Raw genomic sequence first — 23,403 nt, forward strand, 5'->3', positions numbered from 1 at the left:
TACGTCGTATTCTACCAATTACCAACTTTTATGACGGTCGGTGATGCAGTCGTGTCTGCCAATGTGTGAAAAAGAATCACAACAATCGTTGTTAGATTCGACGCGGCGGACGGTACTCGGCGGGATGACGACCGCGCTGGCCGCGGCGGCGTACACGCGACCGGGCCTCGCGTGGCTGACGGACCCCGTTTCGAACGACGACGACGAGGCCGTACAGCGCGTCACCTCCCCCGACGGGACGATTTGCGTAACGGTCGACGTTTCCGACGGGACGCCGCGATACGCCGTCGCCGTCGACGGGACGACCTACCTCGAACCGTCGGCGATCGGGTTCGAGTTCAGAAATCAGCCGACGTTCGGTGCCGGCAGTGACGGGGCCGGCCCCGAATCTGAACTCGAGGTCACGGGCAGCGAGCACGAATCGACGACGGAACGCTGGGAACCGGTCTGGGGCGAGTTCGACAGCGTCGAGGCCGACTACAACGCGCTCCGGCTCGGACTTGCGGAGACGGACGGGCCGGGTCGGACGGCCACCCTCGAGATCCGCGTGTTCGACGACGGGCTGGGCTTTCGCGTGGGCTTCGACGAGAGCTTCGCGAGCAACAGCGAGCGGGCGGTGATCGCGTCGGAGAACACGGCGTTCGCCTTCGCGGACGATTACACGGCCTGGTGGATCGACAACGAGGTCACCAATCCGCGGTTCGAACAGGAGTACGTGGAGACGCCGCTCAGCGAGATTCCCGGCGGGTCGAGGCGGACGCGGCCGACGGATACGCCGATTCGAAACGGGGCGCACACGCCGTTGACGGTGCGAGCCGACGGCGACATCTACCTGAGTATTCACGAGTCGAATCTGGTCGACTACGCGTCCGCGACGGTTGCACCACGGTCGGAGACGGGCGGGACGGGGTTCAGCACGGAACTGACGCCACTGCCGGACGGGACGAAGGCCTCGCTCGAACTGCCGAACGCGACGCCGTGGCGGACGATTCAGATCGGTCGGCGACCGGGCGATCTGATCGAGTCGCAGCTGATTCCGTTGTTGAGCCCGCCGCTTGCGGAATCAGTCCTGCCAACCGTCGACGGCGACCCCGACACGAGCTGGATCACGCCCAGAACGTACGTCGGCATCTGGTGGACGATGATCGCCGGCTCGGCGAACTGGGAGTACCGGGCCGACGAGTCCTTCGAGACGCCCGAAGCGGCGGCGGGGTACATCCACGGCGCTCGCACCGAGCGGATGAAACGGTACATGCGCTTTGCAGACCGGAACGGCATCGACAGCGTCCTCGTGGAGGGCTGGAACGAGGGCTGGGACACCTACCCCGGCGACGGCACCGGTCTCGATTTCTCCGTCGACGATTCCTATCCCGACTTCGACGTCGAGGCAGTCACCGACTTCGGTCACGAACTCGACGGCGACGTGGAGATGACCATCCACAACGAAACGGCGGGCGCGCTGCCGAACTACGAAGCGCAGATCCTCGACGACGACATCTTCGCGCAGTACGAGGACCTCGGCATCCACTCGATCAAGAACGGCTACGTCTCCGACCCGGGACTCGGAATCGACGGCGACGGCTCCGAGCCGACGCACAACCACCACAACCAGCTCGCGGTCAACCACCACCGCCTCGTCATCGAAGCCGCCGCCGCGAACCGCCAGCTGCTCGAAATCCACGAAGGCATCAAGCCGACGGGCGAAATCCGTACCTACCCCAACGTGGCGAGTCGAGAAGTGGTGAAAGCCCAGGAGTACGACGGCTTCGACCAACTCAGTGCGGACGTGGGCGCGGACCATCACGTCACGCTGCCGTTCACGCGCAACCTCGCCGGCCCGGTCAGCTACCAGCCCGGCATCTTCGACCTCACGTTCACCGACGACCGCGGCGGCCGAATCCAGACGACGCGAGCCAAGCAACTCGCCATGTACCCGACCTACCTCGGCGGCCTCCAGATGGCCGCCGACCGCATCGAGGCCTACGTCAACGACGAGTTCGCCGTCGGTGAACTCGTCCAGGCCGCCTCGGGCGAGATCGACGGCTTCGTCACCCTCGACGAGTGGCGAAACGCGTTCGGGACGAACTACGTCGCCGTCGACCCCAACCGCGTCCCCTCGGGATCGTCCGTCTCGTTCACCGTCCGCGACGCCGACGCGGGCACCTACGACCTCCACCTGCGCTACGCGAGCGCCGCCGAGGACAACGCCCAGCGCGTGATCGACGCCGGCGGCCCGCAGGCAACCCTGCGCGTCAACGATTCGACGCGGACCATCTCCCCCGAGTTCACCGAGTACTGGGATCGGTGGGACGTATTCACCACGGAAGTTGAACTCGACGAGGGCGACAATACGATCGCGATCGAACTCCACTACGACGACTCGGGCGAGGCGTTCGAGGGCGATGTCGGCGGTTTCAACCTCAATACGATCGCGGTCGGCGAGGCCGGTGAGCCGTCTCCCGTGCCGGCGGCGTACGAGGACTACACGCCCGCAAACGAGAACATGGACGCGAAACCCGAGTTCGCGTTCATTGAGAACGTGCCGGCCGCCGGCTGGGACGAGACGCGAGTTCTCGACGCGGCGATCGGGGAGTACACAGTCACCGCCCGTCGGACGGGCACGGAGTGGTACGTCGGTGCGATGACCGACGACGGCGGTCGGGCGATAGACGTGCCGCTTGACTTTCTCGCGCCCGGAAACGCCGGGTCGGCGGGTCGCGGTCGCAGCGACGAGCGGGGCGGCACCGGGAACGGCCACGGAACTGGCAGCGGCAATGGCAACGGTACCGAGACCGGTACCGACAGCGCCACTGGCAACGACGACGCCGGCATCCCCCGCGGGCCCAAATACGTCGCCGAAATCTACAGCGACGGACTCGGCGGCGGCTACCGATCCGACCCCGAAACCGTCAGGATCGACGAGGTCATCGTCGACCCCGGCACGACGATCCTCGCCTCGATGGCCAGCAGCGGCGGCACGGCGATCCGGCTCCGACCGGCACGCGGCGAGGACCGACGCGACCTGCCGGCGTACGAACGCCCGACCCAGACCGTCAGCTACGACATCGACGCGGAGACCGCACCCGGTTCGGCCTTCATCTCGGCGACCGGCTCGAACGACGGCGAGTTCATCGGCGGCGAGACGGTCGCGATCGAGATCGACGGCGACCGCGAAACCGTCGCCAACGTCCGCCTCGCGCCCGGCGCGTCGAACGACGTGTTCGAATTCGACTATGCGATCTCGTCGATCGGAACCCACGAAGTCGTCCTGCGGGACCCGACCGACGGCCGCGTCCTCGCGTCCGAATCGGTCACCGTCGCGCCAGGCGAACTCGTCGCCGAGTTCAGCGATCCGCGCGGCGACGATCACGGCCCCGGCGAGTACGCGTACCCGACGGACGACGCGTTCCGGGAGGGAGCGTTCGACCTGCGGTCGGTCGGCGTCTACGAATCGGACAGCGAGTACCTGTTCGCCCTCGAAGTGGGCGACCTCTACGCGACCTTCGGCGGCGAATTCTCGCCGCACTATTTCGCGATCTACCTCCGCGACCCGTCGCGGGCCGACGGTCGGACACCTGAACTCGGCGACCTCCGGGTGACCGCCGACTTCGCCGCCCCGTGGCACTACCGCATCGCTGCGAGCGGGTTCGAGACGAGCCTGGTCGACGCCGCGGGAACCGCACTCGGGTCGCCGGCAACGGTCGCCGATCACGACGCCGACACGGTGGTGGTGTCCGTCGAGAAGGCCGCTCTGGACCTCGACCTCGCGAGCGCTGAACTGCTTCCGGTCGTCGGCTCGGAGGACTACGGCGCGTTCCGCCCGATCGCGGTCGAGGCCGACGAGTTCACCTTCGGTGGTGCACGGGCGGATGCGGTCGAGAACGCGCCGCGGATTCTCGACCTGCTGACGCCCGACGGAATCGAGCAGTCCGAGGCGCTCGCCTACGACGAGAGCGAGCGCGCGACGCTCCCGTTCATACCGTTGTCGGACTGAACGCGAGTACTCGGACTCGGGCGCGATTTCGGCTGCGCGTTCCTGAAGCCAATCGTCGTCCGCTTACAACTCACGGACCTCGCGCACGCGAGCGCAGCGCCCGCGCATCGCACGCATACCCGCGCAGTCTGGCGATTATCGGCGAAAGCGTTATCAAATTCTCAATCGTAGCGAGCGAGCATGAACGACACTCGACGATGCACCCCCGACCGCTGCCGTCGGGAAGGTGATCGATAGTGGAACTGATTATCACCGAGAAGAACAACGCTGCGCGGCGAATATCGGATATTCTGAGCGGCGGCACGTACGACACGACCCGCGAGAACGGCGTCAACGTCTACGAGTGGGGCGGCACGCGCTGTGTCGGCCTCTCGGGTCACGTCGTCGGTGTTGACTTCCCCTCGGAGTACTCCGACTGGCGCGACGTCGAACCCGTCGAACTCATCGACGCGAGCGTCGAAAAGACCGCGACGAAGGAAAACATCGTCGCCACCCTCCGTATCCTCTCCCGAAAGGCGACCCAGGTCACCATCGCGACCGACTACGACCGCGAGGGCGAACTCATCGGTAAGGAGGCCTACGACATCGTCCGCGAGGTCGACGACGGGGTTCCTATCCGCCGCGTCCGGTTCTCCTCGATCACGGAAACCGAGGTCAAAAACGCCTTCGACGAGCCAGATGAACTCGACTTCGACCTGGCCGCGGCGGGCGAGGCGCGCCAGATCATCGACCTCGTCTGGGGGGCCGCGCTCACGCGCTTTCTCTCGCTGTCGGCGGGCCAGCTCGGCAACGACTTCATCTCCGTCGGCCGCGTCCAGTCGCCGACGCTCAGACTGATCGTCGACCGCGAGCGCGAGATCCAGGCGTTCGACCCCGAGGACTACTGGGAACTCGTCGCCGACGTGGCCAAGGGTGAGGAAGCCTTCGAAGCCCAGTACTTCTACTACGACGAGGACGACAACGAGGCCGAACGCGTCTGGGAGGAAGCCGCCGCCGAGGAGGTCTTCGAGACGCTCTCCCAGCGCGAGACGGCGACCGTGGTCGACGTCAACCGCCGCACGCGCACCGACTCGCCGCCGGCACCGTTCAACACGACCCAGTTCATCCGCGCCGCCGGCTCGCTCGGCTACTCCGCAAAGCGCGCCATGTCGATCGCGGAGGACCTCTACACGGCCGGCTACATCACGTACCCGCGGACAGATAACACCGTCTACCCCGACGATCTGGACCCCGAGGAACTGCTCGACGAGTTCGTCGGCCACCCCTCCCTCGGCGAGTCCGCCGAGTCGCTGCTCGAGACCGACGATATCGTCCCCACCGAGGGCGACGAGGAGACGACCGACCACCCGCCGATTCATCCGACCGGCGAGATTCCTGCCCGCGGAGACGTAAGCGACGACGAGTGGGACGTTTTCGAACTCGTCGTCCGCCGGTTCTACGCGACGGTCGCCGCGGACGCCGTCTGGGAACACCTCAAAGTCGTCGCCGAGGCCGCCGATCACCGCCTCAAGGCCAACGGCAAACGTCTCGTCGAACCCGGCTACCACGACGTCTACCCGTACTTCAGCACCACCGAGAACTACGTCCCCGACGTCGAGGAAGGTGAAGACATCTCGATCACCGATGTCGAACTCGAGGACAAACAGACCCAGCCGCCCCGCCGGTACGGCCAGTCCCGGCTCATCGAGACCATGGAGGACATGGGCATCGGGACGAAGTCGACGCGCCACGAAACCATCCAGAAGCTCTACGATCGCGGCTACATCGAGAGCGACCCGCCGCGCCCGACCAAGCTTGCGATGGCCGTCGTCGAGGCCACCGAGAACTACGCCGACCGCGTCGTGAGCGAGGACATGACGGCCCAACTCGAAGCCGACATGGACGCCATCGCTTCCGGCGAGGCCGGGCTCGAAGACGTAACCGATGAGTCCCGAGAGATGCTCGAGGAAATCTTCGCCAACCTCGCCGACTCGCGGGACGAGATCGGCGACCACCTCCGCAAGTCACTCAAGGACGACAAGCGACTCGGCCCCTGTCCCGACTGCGGCGAGGACCTCCTCGTGCGCCGCAGCCGCCACGGCTCGTACTTCGTCGGCTGCGACGGCTACCCCGACTGCGAGTTCACCCTGCCGCTGCCCTCGACCGGCAAGCCGCTGATCCTCGACGACGAGTGCGAGGACCACGGCCTGCACGAGGTGAAGATGCTCGCCGGCCGGCAGACGTTCGTCCACGGTTGCCCGCTTTGCAAGGCCGAAGACGCCGGCGAGGGACCGGTGCTCGGCGACTGTCCCGAGTGCGGCGACGAACACGACGGAGAGCTTGCGATCAAAACGCTCCAGAGCGGCTCCCGACTCGTCGGCTGTACGCGCTACCCCGACTGCGAGTACTCGCTGCCGCTACCCCGCCGCGGCGAAATCGAGGTCACCGACGAGTTCTGCGACGACCACGAGTTACCTGAACTCGTCATCCACAGCGGCGACGAGCCGTGGGAACTGGGCTGTCCGATCTGTAACTACCAGGAGTTCCAGGCCCGCGAGAGTGAGAGCGGGTCGGATCTCGAGTCGATCGACGGTATCGGTGCGAAGACGGTCGAAAAGTTAATTGCTCAGATCGGAAGAGCGGNCGACGCTCTTCCGATCTGAGCAATGTTCGGAACTGGAAGGCGAGCGCCTGACGCCGGATCCCGGCTCTGCTGGTACTCGAACATGTCGCATTCCGGCTCTACCAGCCTGCCGTGTCGCCTCTCGGTGGTGCAGCGGCTCGCACCCCACCGTCTCACCAGTCGGAGTGTTAGTTACCGATAGCAATACGGGACAACGAACAGCGTGTCAGGACGGTCGGTAATTGTCTCGCTATCAGGCGTCCACTGTCCTTACGCGCTCGAGTCCGAACTCGTCTCGGTTTCGCCGCTCTCGCGTTCACTCTCGTTTGCTGTATCAGCTGCCGTCGACTCGGATTCGCTCTCGTTCTCATCGCTATCTGCTCCGTCTTCCTCATCCTCGGTTTCTGCCGCCCGTTCGCGATACGCCTCGAGTTCGGGTTCGATTGCGTATTTCAACTTTCGGGCGTCGGGGTTCCCGGTCATGTGGCGGTGTTTCTCCCCGTTCTCGTCGATTATGATCACGACCGGATAGCCGACGACCTGGTAGGACCCGGCCAACGACCGCCCGGACTGAAATCCGAGGTACCAGTTGCCGTCGTGCTCGTCCCACCATTCGCGGAGTTCGTCGTGGTCCCGCTCGGCGGTAAGCGAGACGACGGTCAGATCGTCTCCGTACTCCTCCTTGAGTTCGTCGCGAGCGGCTCTGAGTTGCGGCATGAGCGCCTGACAGTTCCCGCAGCTCGGCGCGAAGAACATGGCGACGGTGACGCCGTCGTTCGGGACCTCGAGCGTTCCGGCCTCGCTGCCGGTCGCCTCGATCGTTTCGAGTTCGATGGGGCCGTCGTCGCCGTCGGTTCCGTCCCCGTTTCCGCTCGGCGTGTTCGCGGAACGGGGCTCGGTGAAGGAATCGATGGGGATGGCTCCGGAGAGGATCCCGCCGGCACCGGCGAGGACGCCGACGCTGCCGACGCCGGCGAGAAGCGTTCGCCGTTTCATGGGGCCGTCACCGCCGACGGATGGCACGTGCTAGCCGCGGGACATCGAGGACGAGAGCGATCGAAGTCGGGCCACCCACCGAGGCGCTGACTCGAACTCAGAAGTCGCCACGGGGAAAGCGATCGCCGGGGTTTCATGCGCGAGTGTACGTGATCAAGACCAATGGGTCCACTGGTTCGTCTCTCGAAGGTGACAGGTGGCTGTGATCCGCAGACCCAGGGACGATTACCCGCTCGTCTCGTTCGTGTCCGTTGCCGTGGTCGTTTCAGCGTCGCCGATCGTCTCGAGCGTCTCCGTGACGCCGGTCACGAAGTTCGCGGTCGTCGTGCCGCCCTCGTCTCGCCAGTAACCCTCCCCGTCGGCGTCGATGACGATCGTCGTTGGCGTTCCTCTGACCTCGTAGACATCCTGTAACGTGCCTTCCTCGTCCATGCCGATCGTCCAGTTCCCGTCGTGAGCGGCCCACCACTCGCCGAGTTCAGCCGGCGAGGGCGAGGCACCGTAGGTGGTGTCGATGACGGAGAACATCGTCACGGTTCCGTCGGGGCCGACGGTGTAGTCGAGTTCGTCGTCCGACGAATCCTGCTGGGGCTCATCCATGAGTTTCTGTCTCACGGTTCCGAGCGTCGAGTGGAGACCCTCGCTGGTCGGGCAGTGGACGCGGGTGAAATTGAGGAGCATGATACCCTCGGTTGGCGGGACGGTCATCGTCCCGGCCTCGCTCCCCGGGCCGTCGACTGTCGTGATGTCCATCGGGAGGGACGGGGAGACGGTGGATCGATCGGCGGAATCGTCGGTGTCATTTTCGTCGCCGGTGCTATTGGTGGCGTCGGTTTCGTCGCTTCCATCGCCGCCGGAGCGATCCAGACAGCCGGCAAGCGCCGCCAGTGTCGTTCCGCTCGTCGCCGTCGCGGCAAGCAGGGACCGTCGGGTGGTTCTCCACGGTAGCGTCGATCCGGTGGTACGCATAGCCTACCCTCTCACCGCGCAGTGTCATGAATCGGTGGGCAGCGTTTGCGTCGCTTTAATGCCCGACTCGCGCACGCTCACGCTCACTCTCACTCGCCCCGCGAATTGCGAGCCACACAGACGTACGTCTCCAGTCGCTCCGTCGCCTGCGTCACCACCAACCCCGCCTCGCGAAGGGCCGTCACCGCCTCCCCGAGCGAGAACCGCTCCGACAGCGGCGGCCCCGCCGCCCGCTCGCCCGTCGCCGACCAGTCGACCGTCACCAGTCGCCCGCCCGGCCGCAGCACCCGCCCGAGTTCAGTCAGGCTCTCCTCGCTCGCGAACTCGTGGTACGTATCGACCGAAAAGGCGGCGTCGAGGCTGTCTTCGGCCAGCGGCAGGTCGTCGACGGGCGCGTGAATCGGCTCGACGGTCGCCGGGAGCCCCTTTTCGCGATAGAACTCGTGCATCTCCGCTTGCACATCGACGGCGTAGAGGGTGTTGACGAACGGGGCGACATCGTCGGCGTAGAAGCCGGTGCCGCTGCCGAGATCGGCGACCGTCAGCCCGTCATGGGGTTCGAGCAGGGAGAGCAGTTCCTCGCGCGAACACCAGCGGTAGCGGCTCTCGTCCTCGAGCGCGGCGGCGCGGTCGGGGTCGTAGGTGTGAAATCCCATACTCGTGGTTCGCGTCGAGAGGGTATGATTGTGGAGGTCGCGTTCGGTTCGGTGATACGTCCTCACGGTTCGTCTACAGTTCGAACTCGCCAGTGGCGATGCTGTGTGCGATTCGTGCCATATACTCGACGTGTGGTTCCCAGTGAGACTCGTTCCCCGCTTCGATTCGGTGGCGGTGAAGGTCCGCCCACACCGTCGCGAGCATCAGTGCCGTGTGGGCTCGGTAGAACCGTTCGTTTTCGAACGTGATTCCCGTCTCGTCCTCGTAGCGAGTAACGAGCTCCCGACGGCTGGGACTCCCCGGCCGCATCGTAAACGGAGCCAGTCCGTTTTCGTTCGCCGCTCTCAACTGTTGAATCGCGTCTTCGTTCGAATACCGCGCTTCGAGTTCGTCGAGCGGCGGTGTCGGATCGTTCTCGTCCCCCCAGCGGAGCAAGAGATAGCCGAGTTCGGTCAGCGGATCGCCGATCATCGCCGTTTCCCAGTCGAGAACGCCGGTTATCTTGGGGTTATCGCCGGCGGCGAAAAGCACGTTTCCCGGTCTGAAGTCGCCGTGAACGACCGTTCGTTTTGACTCCTCGGGGGCGTTTTGGCGGAGCCACTCCGCAACGGATCGAAGCAGCGGGAGTTCGCGGCCCGTTACGGTCGCCGTCTCATTGAGTCGGGCGGTTGCGCGATCGATTTGATTCAGCGGAGACTGCCGGTTACAGCACTCCTCGAACGGGGCAACGTCCAGCGAGTGAATCGCGGCGAGCGTCTCTATCAGGTTCGCCGCCACGTCGTTTCGCGAGGTTTCGTTCTGGAACCGCTCCGGGAGATCCGACCCGAGCGGGATCGTCGAGCCCTCGAGAAACGTGGTGACGAAAAACGAGTTCCCGATCACCGAAGCATCGTCGCAAAACAGGACCGGCTCCGGCGTCGGAATCGAGGTGTCACCGAGCGCTCGGAGCACGCGATACTCCCGTTTCACGCCGATGAACAAGTCCGTCCGTCGCAACTTATTCGGTCGTCGCAAGACATACCGCTGCTCGTCGTTTGCGGTCGAAATCTCGAGCGTCAAATTGAGACCGTCGTTGAGGACCCGGGTTTCGCCGACATCGATTCCCGACTCCCCCGAAAGGTACGCTTCAAGGCTGGCCGCGTCGATGGCCGTCTCCGTCCCGCTCATACTCCAAAACAGTATCGCTTTTTATAAAATATCGACGGAAATAACCAGTGCTGCGTGACGGTGTATCGGCCAAAACCGGATCGTACGCCGCAGTAAGACGATTCCCGTCGGGACGGCTACCGTCCTCGCTCGTCGAGGTTCACCGAGATCGACTTCGTCTGCAGGTACGAATCGAGCGCCTCGAGTCCCTTCTCGCGGCCGATCCCGCTCTGTTTCATCCCGCCGAAGGGCGTCTCGACCGAGCCGCCGAACCACTCGTTGACGTAGACGCCGCCCGCCTCGAGTTCGTGTGCCATCGAGAGCGCCTGCTTGATATCGCGGGAGAAGACGCCGCCCGTCAGGCCGAACTCGACGTCGTTCGCGATCGACATCGCTTCCTCGCGGTCCGAAAACGGAATCACCGTCAGCACGGGGCCGAAGATCTCCTCCTGGGCGATCTTGGACTGCGGGTCGACGTCCGAGAAAACCGTCGGCGGGACGAAGTAGCCGTCGTCGTCGAGCGGTTCGCCGCCGGTTTCGAGGGTCGCGCCCGATTCGATCCCTGCGTCGATGTACTCGAGCACCGCCTCGTAGTGGGCTTCGTGGTTGAGCGGCCCCATATCCGGATCGTCGACGCCCGGCCCCAACTCGTAGGACTCGGCCCGCTCGACGATCCGCTCGACGAACTCGTCGTAGATCGACTCGTGGACCAGCGCGCGGTCGGCCGCCGAACAGATCTGTCCGGCGTTCGTGAAGATGCCGACGGCGGTCCAGAAGACGGCCTCGTCGAGGTCGGCGTCGGGCATCACGACGGCCGGATTCTTGCCGCCGAGTTCGAGCGTGACGGGCGAAAGGGATTCGGCCGCGGCTTCCATCACGGTCTGGCCGGTCGCGACGCTGCCGGTGAAGGTGAGTGCGTCGACGCCGTCGTGGGCGGTGAGGGCCGCGCCGGGTTCGCTACCGCCGGTAACGACGTTGACGACGCCGTCCGGAACGCCCGCCTGCTGGCACAGGTCCGCTAGGTGGAGCGCGGAAAGCGGCGTCGTCGGTGCGGGTTTTGCGACGACGGTGTTACCCGCGACCAGCGCCGGCGCAATGCCACGGGCAGTGAGGTTCAGCGGGAAGTTCCACGGGATAATCTGCCCACTGACGCCGTAGGGTTCCCGAACGGTGATATTGAGCGCGTCCTGGCCGGTCGGAACGTGTTTCCCCTCGAGTTTGTCGGCCGCGCCGGCGTAGTACTCGAAGAACCGGGCGGCCCCCTCGACATCGGTGCGGGCCTGCGTGAGCGGCTTGCCCTGATCGCGGCTCTCGATCCGGGCGAGTTCAGCAGCGTTGTCGCGGATGAGATCCGCGATTCGATGGACGATGCGGCCGCGTTCGGCCGGCGCGGTCGCCCGCCAAGTCGGTGCCGCCTCCCGAGCGGCCGCGACCGCGCGGTCGACGGTCTCGGCGGTGGCGGCCTCGACCGTCGCGAGCGGTTCGCCGGTCGCGGGATCGGTCGTCGTAAACTGCTCGTCGGCGTCCGACTGGCTGAACTCGCCGTCGATGTACGGTCGATACTGGTCCCGGAGTTCGATGTCGTTCTCGGAGTCGAGTGTCGTTGTCATGGGTTGTCGCTGGGGCCCCGCAGCGGGCCTGGTGGCTCCGCACTGCGGGCTGCCGTCTCTGCACCGACGAAGGCGATTCACATAAGCGTCAGTATCTGTTTTCGGAGGTGTTAATCATATCTGGTATCATATCGACGGATTATTGGTGAAAATGATACCTCGTGTGGTTATCGGCGCGACGTGGCACGCGCAGCGCTGGTGCTCGTCGATTCGAGGGACAGGGGTGGAACATGCCCCGGCGGGTGTCGGCCGGGACATCGCTTCTTCCCGCGAGGGACCGAAGCATGATTCTATGCGTCCCACCGAGATATAAAGCTCCCGAACGAAGGAGCATCCATTTTGTACGACGGATGGCAACTAGAAGACAGTATCCGTACCCAATTAGATCGGAAGTCTGCCTTACAGAGTCTGAAACCAGGGTAATGGAGAAGCCGAGGCATGGCTTGCATGCGGGCTTGTACCGAAGTCGTAGCCGGACCAGTCGTCCGCGGGATGCGGGTAGTCGGCCTGAAAACAGGGCTCGACGCACGATCGGCTCCAACATCCAAACGATCCTCGGACGACTCGCCGCCGGGAACGAAGCGAATACTCGATTGCACTCGTCCCCGTCTTTGGACCTTCTTCGCCGCAGTCGCTGTCCTTTTCACATCGCCACTCCCACTATAACTCGACTACACGTGCTCAGTGCTGTCGGGACGCTCCTCGCGGGCGTCGTCTTCGGAATCGCCCTCGCAGCCCCGCCGGGGCCGATGAACGCCATCATCGCCGAGGAGAGCGTGCTGCGCGGCTGGACCGCCGGCTTCTGGGCCGGCCTCGGTGCGATGCTCGCCGACGTGGTCTTCTTCGTCCTCGTCCTGGCCGGCGTCGTCACGCTCATCGACCGCTATCCCGCGATCAGACCCGCGCTGTACCTCCTCGGGGGCATCCTCATGTTGTACTTCGCGCTCGGGGCGATCGAAGAGGCACGACACACCGCCGCCTTCACCGACGGCGAGACCGACTCAACCGCCGGCTTTCGCAAAACGTTCGCCCTCTCGCTGACCAATCCCTACCAGCTCGGCTTCTGGCTCACGGTCGGCGTCGGCCTCCTCCAGCCCGGAACCCTCGATATCTTCGCCCACGTGCCCGCCATCGACTCCGTCCTCGCGGGCTCGCTCGTCGTCCAGACCGGCTCTCCCGAACTCTTGGTCGGCTTTTTCGGCGGGATCGCCGTCTGGATCGTCACCTATCCCGCGGCGCTTGCCGCCGCCGGGCGGCGCGTCGACGCCCTCGCACCGGCGATCGCCGCCCTGAGCGCCGTCGTTCTCGTCGGATTTGGCGCGCTCTTTCTCGTCGTCGGAACGCTTGCGATTGTCTAATCGATCGAGACGATCGCGATAGTGGCTCGGATCGCCGTTCTTTTTCTCGTACTACTGGTGCTGGTACTCTTCGTGACCGCTCGCTGGGCCCACCATCGATCGGTTCGCTCGCCGTCGGAACGGCAGCCGTCTCACGCTCGGCTGCGGACTGGATTGAAAAGCGACTGTGTCGGGGAAAATCGGCGGTCGAACGAGTTCATCGCCACGCGTTGGGTTCAGGTGGTTTGGGTGGTTCGAGGTGGTTCGGTTCAGTCGCCCATGCCCGCGATTTCGTCTTCGAGCCACTCCCGGAACCACTTGACGCGTTTGAGGCGCTGGTGGGCGATGCCCTCGGCGGTCTCGCTTTCGACGCGCGAGGCGGCGTTGTAGCCGCGTTCGAGGACGCGCTCGACCATTTCGTCGGTGTCCATGTGGGTACGGGCTTCGTAGCCCATGCGCAACAGCATGAGTGCGGTGCCGTTTGCGCCGACCTTATCGAGTAAGTCGGCTTCGATCAGACACTGCGTTTCGAGCGCCAGGTCGGTCAGATCGCCCTGGTAGGAGTGTTGTTCGATGGCGCGACACACCTGGTGGACGAACGATTCGGGGAACTCGCCGCGCGATTCTAAGTATTCGCGGGCGACGCGGGCACCGGCCTCGGCGTGGAGTTCTTGATCGGTTTCGAGTTTGGCCACGTCGTGAAAGAGGGCGGCGACGCGAGTGACATCGACGTCGGCACCCTCTTCGCGGGCGATTTCCGTCGCGAGTTCGACCACGTTGAGGATGTGGTTGTGCCGGTACTCGGCGGAGTGCCACGGGTACCAGCGCATTCGGCCGCCTTCCTCTTCTTTTTCGACGCTGGCCGCGAGATATTCGAAGACGAACGCCGTCATCTCCTCAAACTCGGCATCGGTAACCCTGCGTTCTTTTATTTCGACGCCCACGAGAGATCCCTCCGCAAGAGACGAACGATAGTCATTACCAGAATGTTCGGTCGTTTCGCTCTTTAGCCTTTGGTTCGGGGGAGACTCATTCACACAGTAGCAAACGAAGTGCTGGCCGTCTGCAACTGGGCCGACGCGACTGGTAGCGGTCGACCGTGCGGGCTATTCCTGATCCTGCCACAATTTCCGTTAAAGTCAAACAGGCGGCCGCGGAAGGCACGGGTATGAGCAGCGATCAGGACGAGGACTCCCAATCACAGCACCACACACAGACGGCGGAACGGGACCGCTCGATTCGGTGTCTCGTTTCCAAGGTCGGCCTCGATGGCCACGACCGCGGTGCACACGTTATCTCCCGAGCGTTTCGTGACGCCGGATTCGAGGTTATCTACTCGGGACTACACAAGGCACCCGACGAGATCGTCCAGGCGGCGGTCCAGGAGGACGTCGACGTGCTCGGCATCTCGATCCTCTCGGGCGCACACGACACCCTCGTCCCGAAGATCATGGACGGCCTCGAAGAGTACGGCGCACGCGAGGATACCCTCGTCCTCGTCGGCGGCGTCATCCCCGACGAAGACCGTCCCGAACTCGAAGACGAAGGCGTCGCCGCGATCTTCGGTCCCGGCACGTCGATCGAAGAGACCATCGAGTTCGTCCGCGAAAACGCACCCGAGCGATGAACGCCGACGATCGAGAACTCCTTGATGCCCTGCTGGCCGGGGAGCACCGCGCACTCGCCCGGACGATTTCGAAGATCGAGAATCGCGCACCTGGTTATCGCGAGCTGGTCTCTGCACTCTACGCCCACACCGGCAACGCCGACGTGATCGGGATCACGGGCAGTCCCGGCGCGGGCAAGTCGACGCTGGTCGACAAGCTCGCCGAAACCTACCGCGAGCGCGGCGAGACGGTCGGCATCATCGCGATCGATCCGTCCTCGCCCTTCACCGGCGGTGCCGTCCTCGGGGATCGTATCCGGATGGCGTCGACGATCGGCGACATGGACGTCTTCGTACGCTCGATGAGCGCCCGCGGCACGCTTGGCGGCCTCTCGACGGCCACGGCGGACGCGGTCAAGGCGATGGACGCCTTCGGCAAGGACAAGATCATCATCGAAACCGTCGGCGCCGGCCAGAACGAGGTCGATATCGTCCGGACGGCGGATACCGTCGCCGTCCTCGTCCCGCCGGGCTCGGGCGACTCGATACAGACGCTGAAAGCCGGTATCCTCGAGATCGCGGACGTCTTCGCGGTGAACAAGGCAGACCGCGACGGCGCAGACCGGACCGTCCAGGAACTCCGGGAGATGCTCCACATCGGCGAGGGCGTCGGCTTCGGCGGGTCCGGACACCACGGTGCTGATGCGATGGCCGACGACAGGACCGAACCGACCGCCGGAACTGGAGCCGGAAACGAAGACAGAGGCGGAAACACAGACGCAGAGGCAGGCGCAGACGGAGACGGTAACGACACCGACAGCCCCGCCGAATGGACCCCCTCCATCGTCGAAACCGTCGCCACCGACGGCACTGGCGTCGACACCTTCATCGACGAACTCGCCGCCCACAAGTCGTTCCTCGTCGACTCCGGCACCCACGCCGAGAAGGTCCGCGAGCGCTACGCCGAGGAGATCCGCACCCTCCTTCGCGAGGACATCAACACGCTGCTCGAAACCGAACTCGAGGAGGCCGGCGGCGTCGAGGACCTCGCCGAAGCCGTCCGTACCGGCGATACCGATCCCTACACGATCGCCACCGACGTGCTCTCACCAGTCGCTGCCTGTCTCGAAGAAGCGGCTGTGCAGGCCCCCGGACTCGAATCGGAGTCGGACGCCGACCGACACTAAGACGACCGTCTCCTGCTCGCCGCCGTTGACCACTACCGTGTGATACGGACTGCTGTAAGTCATTTCCGGCGCAACCGCATGACGGACGCGGTCGCACCGGTAAATCGTTACAGCAGACCGTATGAGCCACCGTCGAACTCCCGCCGTGACTTGCCACCCAGCGACTGGACCCTGATGGACGGTAACCCTACTTCTAAGACCGTCCCCGATGTAGCCCTCGCCCATGAAAGCCCGTACAGTCCTCGGAGCGGCCATCGGAACCGTCGGTGCAGCCATCGTCGGCAACCGCCTCCTCACGAGACGCGCCGGCGACCTCGAGAACCCGTTCACCGGCGTCGAGCGAACCTACCGCTGGCGCGGCATCGAAACCACCTACACGGTCGCCGGCGATCCGAACGATCCCGATATGCTCCTGTGTCACGGCGTCCACGCCGGCGCGAGCAGCCACGAGTTCAGCGAAATCTTCGAGCGACTGGCGGAAGACTATCACGTCTACGCGGTCGATCTTCCCGGCTTCGGCCGCTCGGAGCGCCCGCCGCTGGTCTATTCGCCGACGCTCTACATCGAGTTTCTTCGTGACTTCGTGAGCGACGTGACGGACGAGCCGATCGTCGTCGCCTCCTCGCTCACGGGGTCGTTCGCGGTCGGGGCTGCGCGGGAGTCCAATATCGCCGAACTCGTGTTGATCTGTCCGACGGACGACACGGGGACGGCGCGACCATGGGTCCGGACGCTGCTCCGGGCACCGGTCGTGGGGACGACGCTGTTCAACCTGCTCGCGAGCACGCCCTCGATTCGGTACTTCTACGACCGCGACGGCTACTACGATCCCGAGCGGATCGATGAGGAAACGGTTAGCTACGCCTGGCAGAGCGCCCACCAGCCGGGAGCCCGCTACGCACCGGCGTCGTTTGCGGCGGGAATGCTCGATCCGGGTGCCGATACCGATACCGGCGCTGATGCTGGTGCTGGTGACGATACCGGCACCGGTGACGGAAGCGATACTGCGGACACAACCACGGAGCCCGATGCCATGACCGACGAGTTCAATCTGGCGACCGAACTCGCGGCGCTCGAGACGCCGACCACGCTGATCTGGGGGCGCGACGCCGAACTCGTGCCGTTGCGCGAGGGGCGGGACCTGGCGGAAGCGGCGGATCTCGATCTGGTTGCGATCGATTACGCGACGCAGTTGCCCCACGCCGAGCATCCGGACGAGTTCGTCGCGTATCTCACGGCGGAGTTACTGGAGGGGAATACGGGGGATGCCGATGTCGGGTTCGGCGAGAACGCGTGAGCTGTCACGAGGTGGTGTGTGGCGCTGACTGATGACCCGACGTGCCGTTAGTCGTCTGCGACATCCTTGTCGATGACTTCGTCCGAGCCGGGAACCGACACGTCGTCCTCTTCGCGGAGGAACATCGATTCGCGGTCGCCGAACGCGAGTGCGACCGAGACGGCTGCAACCAGCGTAATGATCGCGAACGGGCCGCCGGTGATTATCGCGGCCGCTTGCAACGCATCGACGCCGCCGGTAACCATCAGCAGCGACGCGAGTGCGCCGATGAGCAGTCCCCAGACGACGCGGTTGATCGTCGAGGGCTCTCTCGCTCCGCCCGTGGTCAACATCCCCAGTGCCAGCGTCGAGGAGTCGGCCGACGTGACGAAGAAGGTCGTCACGAGCACGAGGAACATCGCCGCTAACACGCCGCCGAGCGGTAACGTCTCGAACAGCGGATAGCCAGCAGCCCCTTCGCCCAGTTCGCCGACGACGGCGAGGATGTCCGCCCGGCCACGCTGCTGAGCGAAAATAGCTGATCCGCCCATCGTCGCAAACCAAGGAATCGTCACGCCGGTCGAGGCGACGACGCCGGTGACGGCGACCTGTCGAACCGTCCGCCCGCGCGAAATGCGGGCGATGAACAGCCCGACGAACGGGGCCCACGAGAACCACCACGCCCAGTAGAACACCGTCCACTCGCCGATCCAGTCCGCGACGCTTCCACCGCCCGCAGCGCCGGCACCGGTGTAGAAACTCATCGTGATGAACTCGTTGATGTAGCCGCCGAGCGCCTGCGTCCCGACCGAGAGAATGTACTGCGTCGGGCCGAGCACGAGCGTCGAGACGAGCAGGACGAGGAACAACACGAGGTTGAAGTAGGAGATTCGTCGGATGCCCTTCTGGACGCCGAGCGTAACCGAGACGGTAAACGCGACCGTCAGACCGGTGATGACGAGGACCGTCGTCAGATCGCCAACCGAGGTGCCGGTCGTCCACTCGAGACCGGTCAGGAACTGGTTGCCGACGAACCCGAGCGTCGCCGCGACGCCGCCGATCGTCGCGAACACCGCGAGGATGTCGACGAGTTTCGCGACCGGACGGTCGAGATTGTCGAGTCCGATCCACGGCGTGAGGATCGTCGAGATCCGAAGCGGCGCGTCGTACCGGTAGCCGTAGTAGGCGATCGGAATCCCTAGGACGACGTAGGCCGTCCACGCTGAGATGCCCCAGTGGAAGAACGTGTACTGGATCGCGCCGACGGCTGCCTCGGGGGTTTGCGAGCCGGCATCGAGAAACGGCGAGACCGTATCGTAGTGGAAAATCGCCTCCGCCGGCCCCCAGAAGACGATTCCCGCCGCAATCCCCGCCGAGTACAACATCGCGAAGTACGCGGGAAATCGAAAGGCCGGTTCCTCGTCGTCTCCGCCGAGCGTGATGTTCCCCCAGGGGCTAAAGATGAGAAAGCCGACGAACACTATCAGGGCGAACATAATCAGCAGGTACGCCCACCCGAAGTTCGACCAGAGGAACTCGTTGGTACTGTCCATCAGATCGGCTGTTGTCTCCTGGCGAAGAACGAATCCGAGAACGGTAAGCGCCGTGACGAGCACGCCGGCACCGAAAACGACGTAATCGAGTTCAGTCGTGAACTCGTCCCAGGCGTTTTGGAGTCGACTCATGCGTTCATCACTGCCGTCCGTGTGAGGTGTGTTGTCGGGGGCTGTCATTGGTGTCACTGGTGAACTGATGGGTATCGATATCGGTATCGGTATGATGTGGTGTGTCGTGTCAGCGGCTGTACGAGTGTCCGCGTGTGCTGTGTGCGGCCTGCAGACGGCTGTGATTGACTATCACTGTCACTGGAGCTGAACATGACAGGGGAACGACTGTCCCACCGCTTTCGTCCCGAAACAACACGTCCGGGCGTTCGAACTCGACGGCGACTCGGGACTGGAAAGCGACATGTATCCTGTCAGGTCGGCCGATCGATGTGGCGGTCCAAGCCGTGTCGTTCGGTCGGTCGACTCGAATCCGCACCCATCCGCTCGCGGTGTTCGTGACGGTCGCGATGGTCGTGATATGCACGGTGCTCGTCCGAACTCGTGCTCTCGATGCGGTGGACTGGGTAGCTTAGAACAGTGGCTCCGGCGTTGCCGGTGGGGGTCGTTTGTGTGAACTCTCCTCGTGCATCGTTGCGACCTGTTCGACGCCGTCGACCGTCGTCTCGGTAAGCCGAGCGACGACCGAGGCTGGCAGGTTCCCGTCGATGTAGAACGCGAGGACGGCGTCGAGCGTATCGTAGTCGAATCCGAGTTCTTCCTCGTCGCTCTTGTAGTCGACCATGCCGCCGGTGGGCGTCTTCTGGACGATGACTTCCGGCACGCCGAGAGCGGCGGCGAGCTGGCGGACCTGCTGTTTGTAGAGGTTCCCGAGCGGGTTGCAATCGACGCCGCCGTCACCGTACTTCGTCACGTAGCCCGTCGCGAGTTCGGCGCGGTTGCCGGTGCCGAGGACGAGTCGGTTCTCGCGGTTGGCGATCAGGTAGGTCGTTGTCATTCGCACGCGGGCGCTCGTGTTGCCGACGTAGCGGCCCTCCCATTGGGCTTCGGACTCGTTGTCGGACTCCGCGTCGGCGAGTTCGAGGAGGCGATCCATGATCGGGTCGATGCCGATCTGTTCGTACTCGATCCCGAGGTCCTGGGCGACGCGTTCGGCGTCGCTCATGTTCTCGGCTTCGTTGACCGCCTTCGGGAGGATGATCCCGTGGACGTTCTCGGTCCCGAGCGCTTCGACGGCGAGGTGGGCCGTCGTCGTGCTATCGATGCCACCGGAGAGCGCAATTTCGACGCCATCGGCGTCCGCGGCGTCGACGCGCTTTCGGATGAACTCGGTGAGATGTGTGAGCTGCGCATCGATCTCGTCTGCAGCGAATTGAAGGTCAACCGGCTCGATCTCGTCCTGCGTCTGCTCGTAGAGGTTCGCCATGCGAACGCCCGGTTTAGCGGGACCAAGACATAAAAGGCACCTGCCTACAATGTGCGACCGGCGTGTTCGAAATCGAAGAAACGCTACCACGGCGGCGCTCGGGCTCATACGGACTGCTGTACCGATTGCCTGGTGAACTCATAGGACCGATTTGCGGGTGCGCTGGAACTGACCGACAGCCGTCCGTCTCAGACCGTCTTGAACCCGATCACCCGTTCCCCCGTCGTTTCCGAACTCGTGACGTCGAGTTCGACGGGCAGACCGGTGTCGACCGCGTCGGGATCGAGATCGACGACCTGACCGGTCACGCGGATGGGACCGAAGTCGGCGATCGCGGTCGCGTAGGGGGCATCGTCCTCGAAGGCGGGCGTCGGTACGTGCGTGACGGTGAACGTCTCGATCTCGCCCATTTCCGGAAGCGGTCGCTCGTCGAGTTCAGCCGCGCCGCAGGTCGGGCAGAGCCGCCGCGGGGGGAGGGAGGTGTGGCCGGCCGGGCATTCGAGGTAGTAGGCGTCCCCGGTTTCGGCGGCGTCGAGCCAGTCGTCGAAGCCGGCGTCGCGGGCGGATTCGTCGCTCATTCTGCCACCTCCAGGACGTGGACGGTGGCGCTGGCGACCGTTCCACCCGCGTTGTGGGCGACGCCGGTCGTCGCGTCGGCGACGTGTTCGCTGTTCGGATGCGTGCCGGCGAGGAGTTTCACCACTTCGGCGATCTGTGACGCGCCGGTCGCGCCGACCGGGTGTCCCTTCGCCTTCAGCCCGCCCGAGAGGTTGATCGGCGTGTCGCTGTCAGCTGTCGTCCGGCCGTCGCGGGCGGCCGTAATGCCCTCGCCGACGGGTTCGAGATCCAGCGCTTCGAGCGCGAGCACTTCGGCGATCGTAAAGCAGTCGTGGACCTCCGCAACGTCTACGTCACCCGCGCCGATTCCGGCGTCCGCGTAGGCCGCTTCCCCGGCCTCGCGGGCGGCCGGCGAGCGAGCGAGGAACTCGCGGTCGTGCAGCGCCATCCGGTCGCCGCCCTGGCCGGTGCCAGTGATCGCGACCGGCGCGTCAATGTCGTGTGCCTCGGCGTACGCCTCGCTCGTCAGCACCAGCGCGGACGCCCCGTCCGAGAGCGGACAGGCATCGTAGAGGCTGAGTGGACTCGACACCGTCGGCGCGTCGAGCGCCTCTGCCACTTCGATCGACTTCTGATACTGGGCCTTCTCGTTGGGCAGGGCGTTCTCGTGGTTCTTGACGGCGACATGGGCCAGGTCCTCACGGCCGCCGCCGAACTCGTCGAAGTACGCCTTGGCCATCAGCGCGTACGCGCCGGGGAAGGTCATCCCCGCTCGCACTTCCCAGAGTTCGTCGGCCGCGATGGCGAGCGCTTCGGTCGCGCCGGCGGTCCCGAGGTTAGTCATGCGCTCGGCACCGCCGACGAGGACCACGTCGTGTTCGCCGTTGCGAACGCGCATAACGGCGTCGCGAACGGCCATTCCGCTCGACGCGCAGGCTGATTCGTAGCGGGTGGCCGGTGCCTGCACACCGGCGGCTTCGGCCATCAGCGGCCCCTGGTGACCCTGGTGTTCGGCGAGTTCACCCATGAAGTTGCCGTAGAGCACGGCTTCGACATCCTCTCGGGGGACGCCGCTATCCGCGAAGGCGGCGCTGCTCGCTTCGGCAAAGAGATCCCTGCTCGTCCGTTCGGGCGCGTTTCCAAACGGGGTCAACCCTGTTCCTGCGACGCGTACGCCAGTCATGTACACTCGTACTTCGCCGATCCGTTAATACTCCGCGATTGCCGACGAGTCCATCAGGAATGTTGATTCGGAATGTGAATAAAAAACCGCCGCCCGAGTACGCACCGTTTCCGCGCGTTTATACCCACCTCGAACACAGTAGTGTGTATGAGTGACACGGAACAATCGATTCCGTTCGAGTTCGACCTGTTGACCGATCTGACCGAGACGAGCGGCGTCCCCGGCTACGAGGACCGCGTTCGCGAATTGGTCGTCAACGAGTTCGACTCGTTTGCCGACCGCGTCCAAACTGACACGATGGGAAACGTCGTCGCCACGCTGGAGGGTGACTCCGAGTATTCGGTCGCCGTCGCCGCGCACATGGACGAGATCGGGTTTATGGTTCGGCACGTGCGGAGCGCCGGACGGACGGGAGACGGGACGAACGGCGATAGCACCGGCGGCGAGGACGGAGGCGGCTTCGGTTTCCTCGAACTCGAACCGCTCGGGGGCTGGGACGCGCGCGTTCTCAAGGCTCAGCGCGTGACCGTCCACACCGACGGTGGCGACCTGCCGGGCGTCATCGGCTCCCCGCCGCCGCACACGCTCGACGAGGACGAACGCGAGCGGACGCCCGACGTTTCGGACCTCTACGTTGACACCGGCCTCCCCTACGGCGAACTCGCCGAGCGCGTCTCGCCGGGCGATCTCGTCACGATGGACCAGTCCACCGAGCGCCTCGGCGAGACGATCACCGGCAAAGCCCTCGACGACCGCATCTGCCTGTTCGCGATGCTCTCGGCCGCCCGCCGGCTCGCGGACGCTGATCTCGACGCGACGATCCACTTCTGTGCCACCGTTCAGGAGGAAGTCGGCCTGCGCGGCGCTCACGCCCTCGGCGTCGACGTCGATCCGGACCTCGCCATCGCACTCGATGTGACCGTCGCCAACGACGTTCCCGGCTTCGGCGGCGGCGAGCGCGTCACCGAACTCGGCGAGGGTGCTGCGATCAAACTCAAAGACTCGAGCGTCATCACGAACGCGAAGGTCCATCGCCGCCTCCAGGCCGTCGCCGACGAGGCGGGAATCGACTCGCAGGTGGAGATTCTGCCCGCCGGCGGCACCGATACGGCCGGATTCCAGCACACGGCCGGGGCGAAACCCGTCGGCGCGATTTCGATCCCGACGCGGTACCTCCACACCGTCACGGAGACCGCCCACGTCGACGACGTGGCGGCGACGATCGACCTCCTCGAAGCGTTCCTCGCCAGCGAGGACAGCGAGCACGACTATACGCTGTAACCGCCGACAG

General features: G+C 64.8%; 17 protein-coding genes. 7 read left to right on the top strand and 10 right to left on the bottom strand.

The features are described from left to right. The first annotated feature begins 61 nt into the window (after positions 1-61). Together C484_RS08480 and C484_RS08485 are read left to right on the top strand one after the other, a co-directional pair. Positions 62-3,994: a glycoside hydrolase family 97 catalytic domain-containing protein gene (locus C484_RS08480; protein ID WP_006825522.1), complete on the top strand. Its 3,933-nt coding sequence runs from the start codon at positions 62-64 to the stop codon at positions 3,992-3,994. Between the two features lie 236 nt (positions 3,995-4,230). Next, entirely contained in the window at positions 4,231-6,636 is a 2,406-nt protein-coding gene (locus C484_RS08485) for a DNA topoisomerase I (RefSeq protein WP_006825523.1), read from the top strand. A gap of 230 nt (positions 6,637-6,866) precedes the next feature. Here C484_RS08485 and C484_RS08490 read toward each other — a convergent pair whose 3' ends face one another. From C484_RS08490 to C484_RS08510, 5 genes are all read right to left on the bottom strand, one after another. After that, positions 6,867-7,592: a TlpA family protein disulfide reductase gene (locus C484_RS08490; RefSeq protein WP_049915169.1), complete on the bottom strand. Its 726-nt coding sequence runs from the start codon at positions 7,590-7,592 to the stop codon at positions 6,867-6,869. 225 nt (positions 7,593-7,817) lie between these two features. After that, positions 7,818-8,561, bottom strand: a complete 744-nt coding sequence (locus C484_RS08495) for a TlpA family protein disulfide reductase (protein ID WP_006825525.1) — start codon at positions 8,559-8,561, stop codon at positions 7,818-7,820. A gap of 89 nt (positions 8,562-8,650) precedes the next feature. Beyond that, the gene (locus tag C484_RS08500) at positions 8,651-9,217 is read right to left on the bottom strand and encodes a class I SAM-dependent methyltransferase (RefSeq protein WP_049915180.1); all 567 of its coding nucleotides are present in this window, start codon (positions 9,215-9,217) and stop codon (positions 8,651-8,653) included. Between the two features lie 73 nt (positions 9,218-9,290). Continuing rightward, the gene (locus C484_RS08505; protein WP_006825527.1) at positions 9,291-10,385 is read right to left on the bottom strand and encodes a phosphotransferase family protein; all 1,095 of its coding nucleotides are present in this window, start codon (positions 10,383-10,385) and stop codon (positions 9,291-9,293) included. Positions 10,386-10,501: 116 nt separating this feature from the next. Further along, positions 10,502-11,974: an aldehyde dehydrogenase family protein gene (locus tag C484_RS08510; RefSeq protein ID WP_006825528.1), complete on the bottom strand. Its 1,473-nt coding sequence runs from the start codon at positions 11,972-11,974 to the stop codon at positions 10,502-10,504. Between the two features lie 677 nt (positions 11,975-12,651). Between C484_RS08510 and C484_RS08515 the strand changes: the two genes are divergently transcribed. Continuing rightward, positions 12,652-13,332, top strand: coding sequence for a LysE family translocator (locus C484_RS08515; RefSeq protein ID WP_006825529.1), 681 nt, complete (start codon positions 12,652-12,654; stop codon positions 13,330-13,332). A gap of 248 nt (positions 13,333-13,580) precedes the next feature. Here C484_RS08515 and C484_RS08520 read toward each other — a convergent pair whose 3' ends face one another. Beyond that, positions 13,581-14,255 (bottom strand): HD domain-containing protein, encoded by a 675-nt coding sequence (locus C484_RS08520; protein WP_049915171.1) that lies wholly within the window; start codon positions 14,253-14,255, stop codon positions 13,581-13,583. Between the two features lie 224 nt (positions 14,256-14,479). On the opposite strand from C484_RS08520, the gene C484_RS08525 reads away from it, so the two are divergent. The 3 genes from C484_RS08525 (at position 14,480) to C484_RS08535 (ending at position 17,401) form a co-directional block, all read left to right on the top strand. Next, positions 14,480-14,938, top strand: coding sequence for a cobalamin B12-binding domain-containing protein (locus C484_RS08525; protein ID WP_006825531.1), 459 nt, complete (start codon positions 14,480-14,482; stop codon positions 14,936-14,938). Continuing rightward, entirely contained in the window at positions 14,935-16,104 is a 1,170-nt protein-coding gene (gene meaB / locus C484_RS08530) for a methylmalonyl Co-A mutase-associated GTPase MeaB (protein WP_006825532.1), read from the top strand. The genes C484_RS08525 and meaB overlap by 4 nt, the downstream gene beginning before the upstream one ends. Positions 16,105-16,327: 223 nt before the next feature. Continuing rightward, positions 16,328-17,401 carry an alpha/beta fold hydrolase gene (locus C484_RS08535; protein WP_006825533.1) on the top strand — a complete coding sequence of 358 codons (1,074 nt, stop codon included), beginning with the start codon at positions 16,328-16,330 and terminating at the stop codon, positions 17,399-17,401. 47 nt (positions 17,402-17,448) lie between these two features. Here C484_RS08535 and C484_RS08540 read toward each other — a convergent pair whose 3' ends face one another. From C484_RS08540 to C484_RS08555, 4 genes are all read right to left on the bottom strand, one after another. Beyond that, positions 17,449-19,065 (bottom strand): BCCT family transporter, encoded by a 1,617-nt coding sequence (locus C484_RS08540; RefSeq protein ID WP_006825534.1) that lies wholly within the window; start codon positions 19,063-19,065, stop codon positions 17,449-17,451. Between the two features lie 451 nt (positions 19,066-19,516). Continuing rightward, on the bottom strand, positions 19,517-20,371 hold the full coding sequence (locus tag C484_RS08545) for an NAD+ synthase (protein ID WP_006825535.1): 855 nt from the start codon (positions 20,369-20,371) through the stop codon (positions 19,517-19,519). Between the two features lie 188 nt (positions 20,372-20,559). Further along, a complete protein-coding gene (locus C484_RS08550) occupies positions 20,560-20,949 on the bottom strand; it encodes a Zn-ribbon domain-containing OB-fold protein (RefSeq protein WP_006825536.1) in 390 nt (129 codons plus the stop codon). Then, positions 20,946-22,112: a thiolase C-terminal domain-containing protein gene (locus C484_RS08555; RefSeq protein ID WP_006825537.1), complete on the bottom strand. Its 1,167-nt coding sequence runs from the start codon at positions 22,110-22,112 to the stop codon at positions 20,946-20,948. Before C484_RS08555 ends, C484_RS08550 begins: the two co-directional genes overlap by 4 nt. 147 nt (positions 22,113-22,259) lie before the next feature. Between C484_RS08555 and C484_RS08560 the strand changes: the two genes are divergently transcribed. Continuing rightward, positions 22,260-23,393: a M42 family metallopeptidase gene (locus C484_RS08560; RefSeq protein ID WP_006825538.1), complete on the top strand. Its 1,134-nt coding sequence runs from the start codon at positions 22,260-22,262 to the stop codon at positions 23,391-23,393. Positions 23,394-23,403 lie beyond the last annotated feature (10 nt).

Source organism: Natrialba taiwanensis DSM 12281 (assembly GCF_000337595.1).
Classification (GTDB): Archaea; Halobacteriota; Halobacteria; order Halobacteriales; family Natrialbaceae; genus Natrialba; species Natrialba taiwanensis.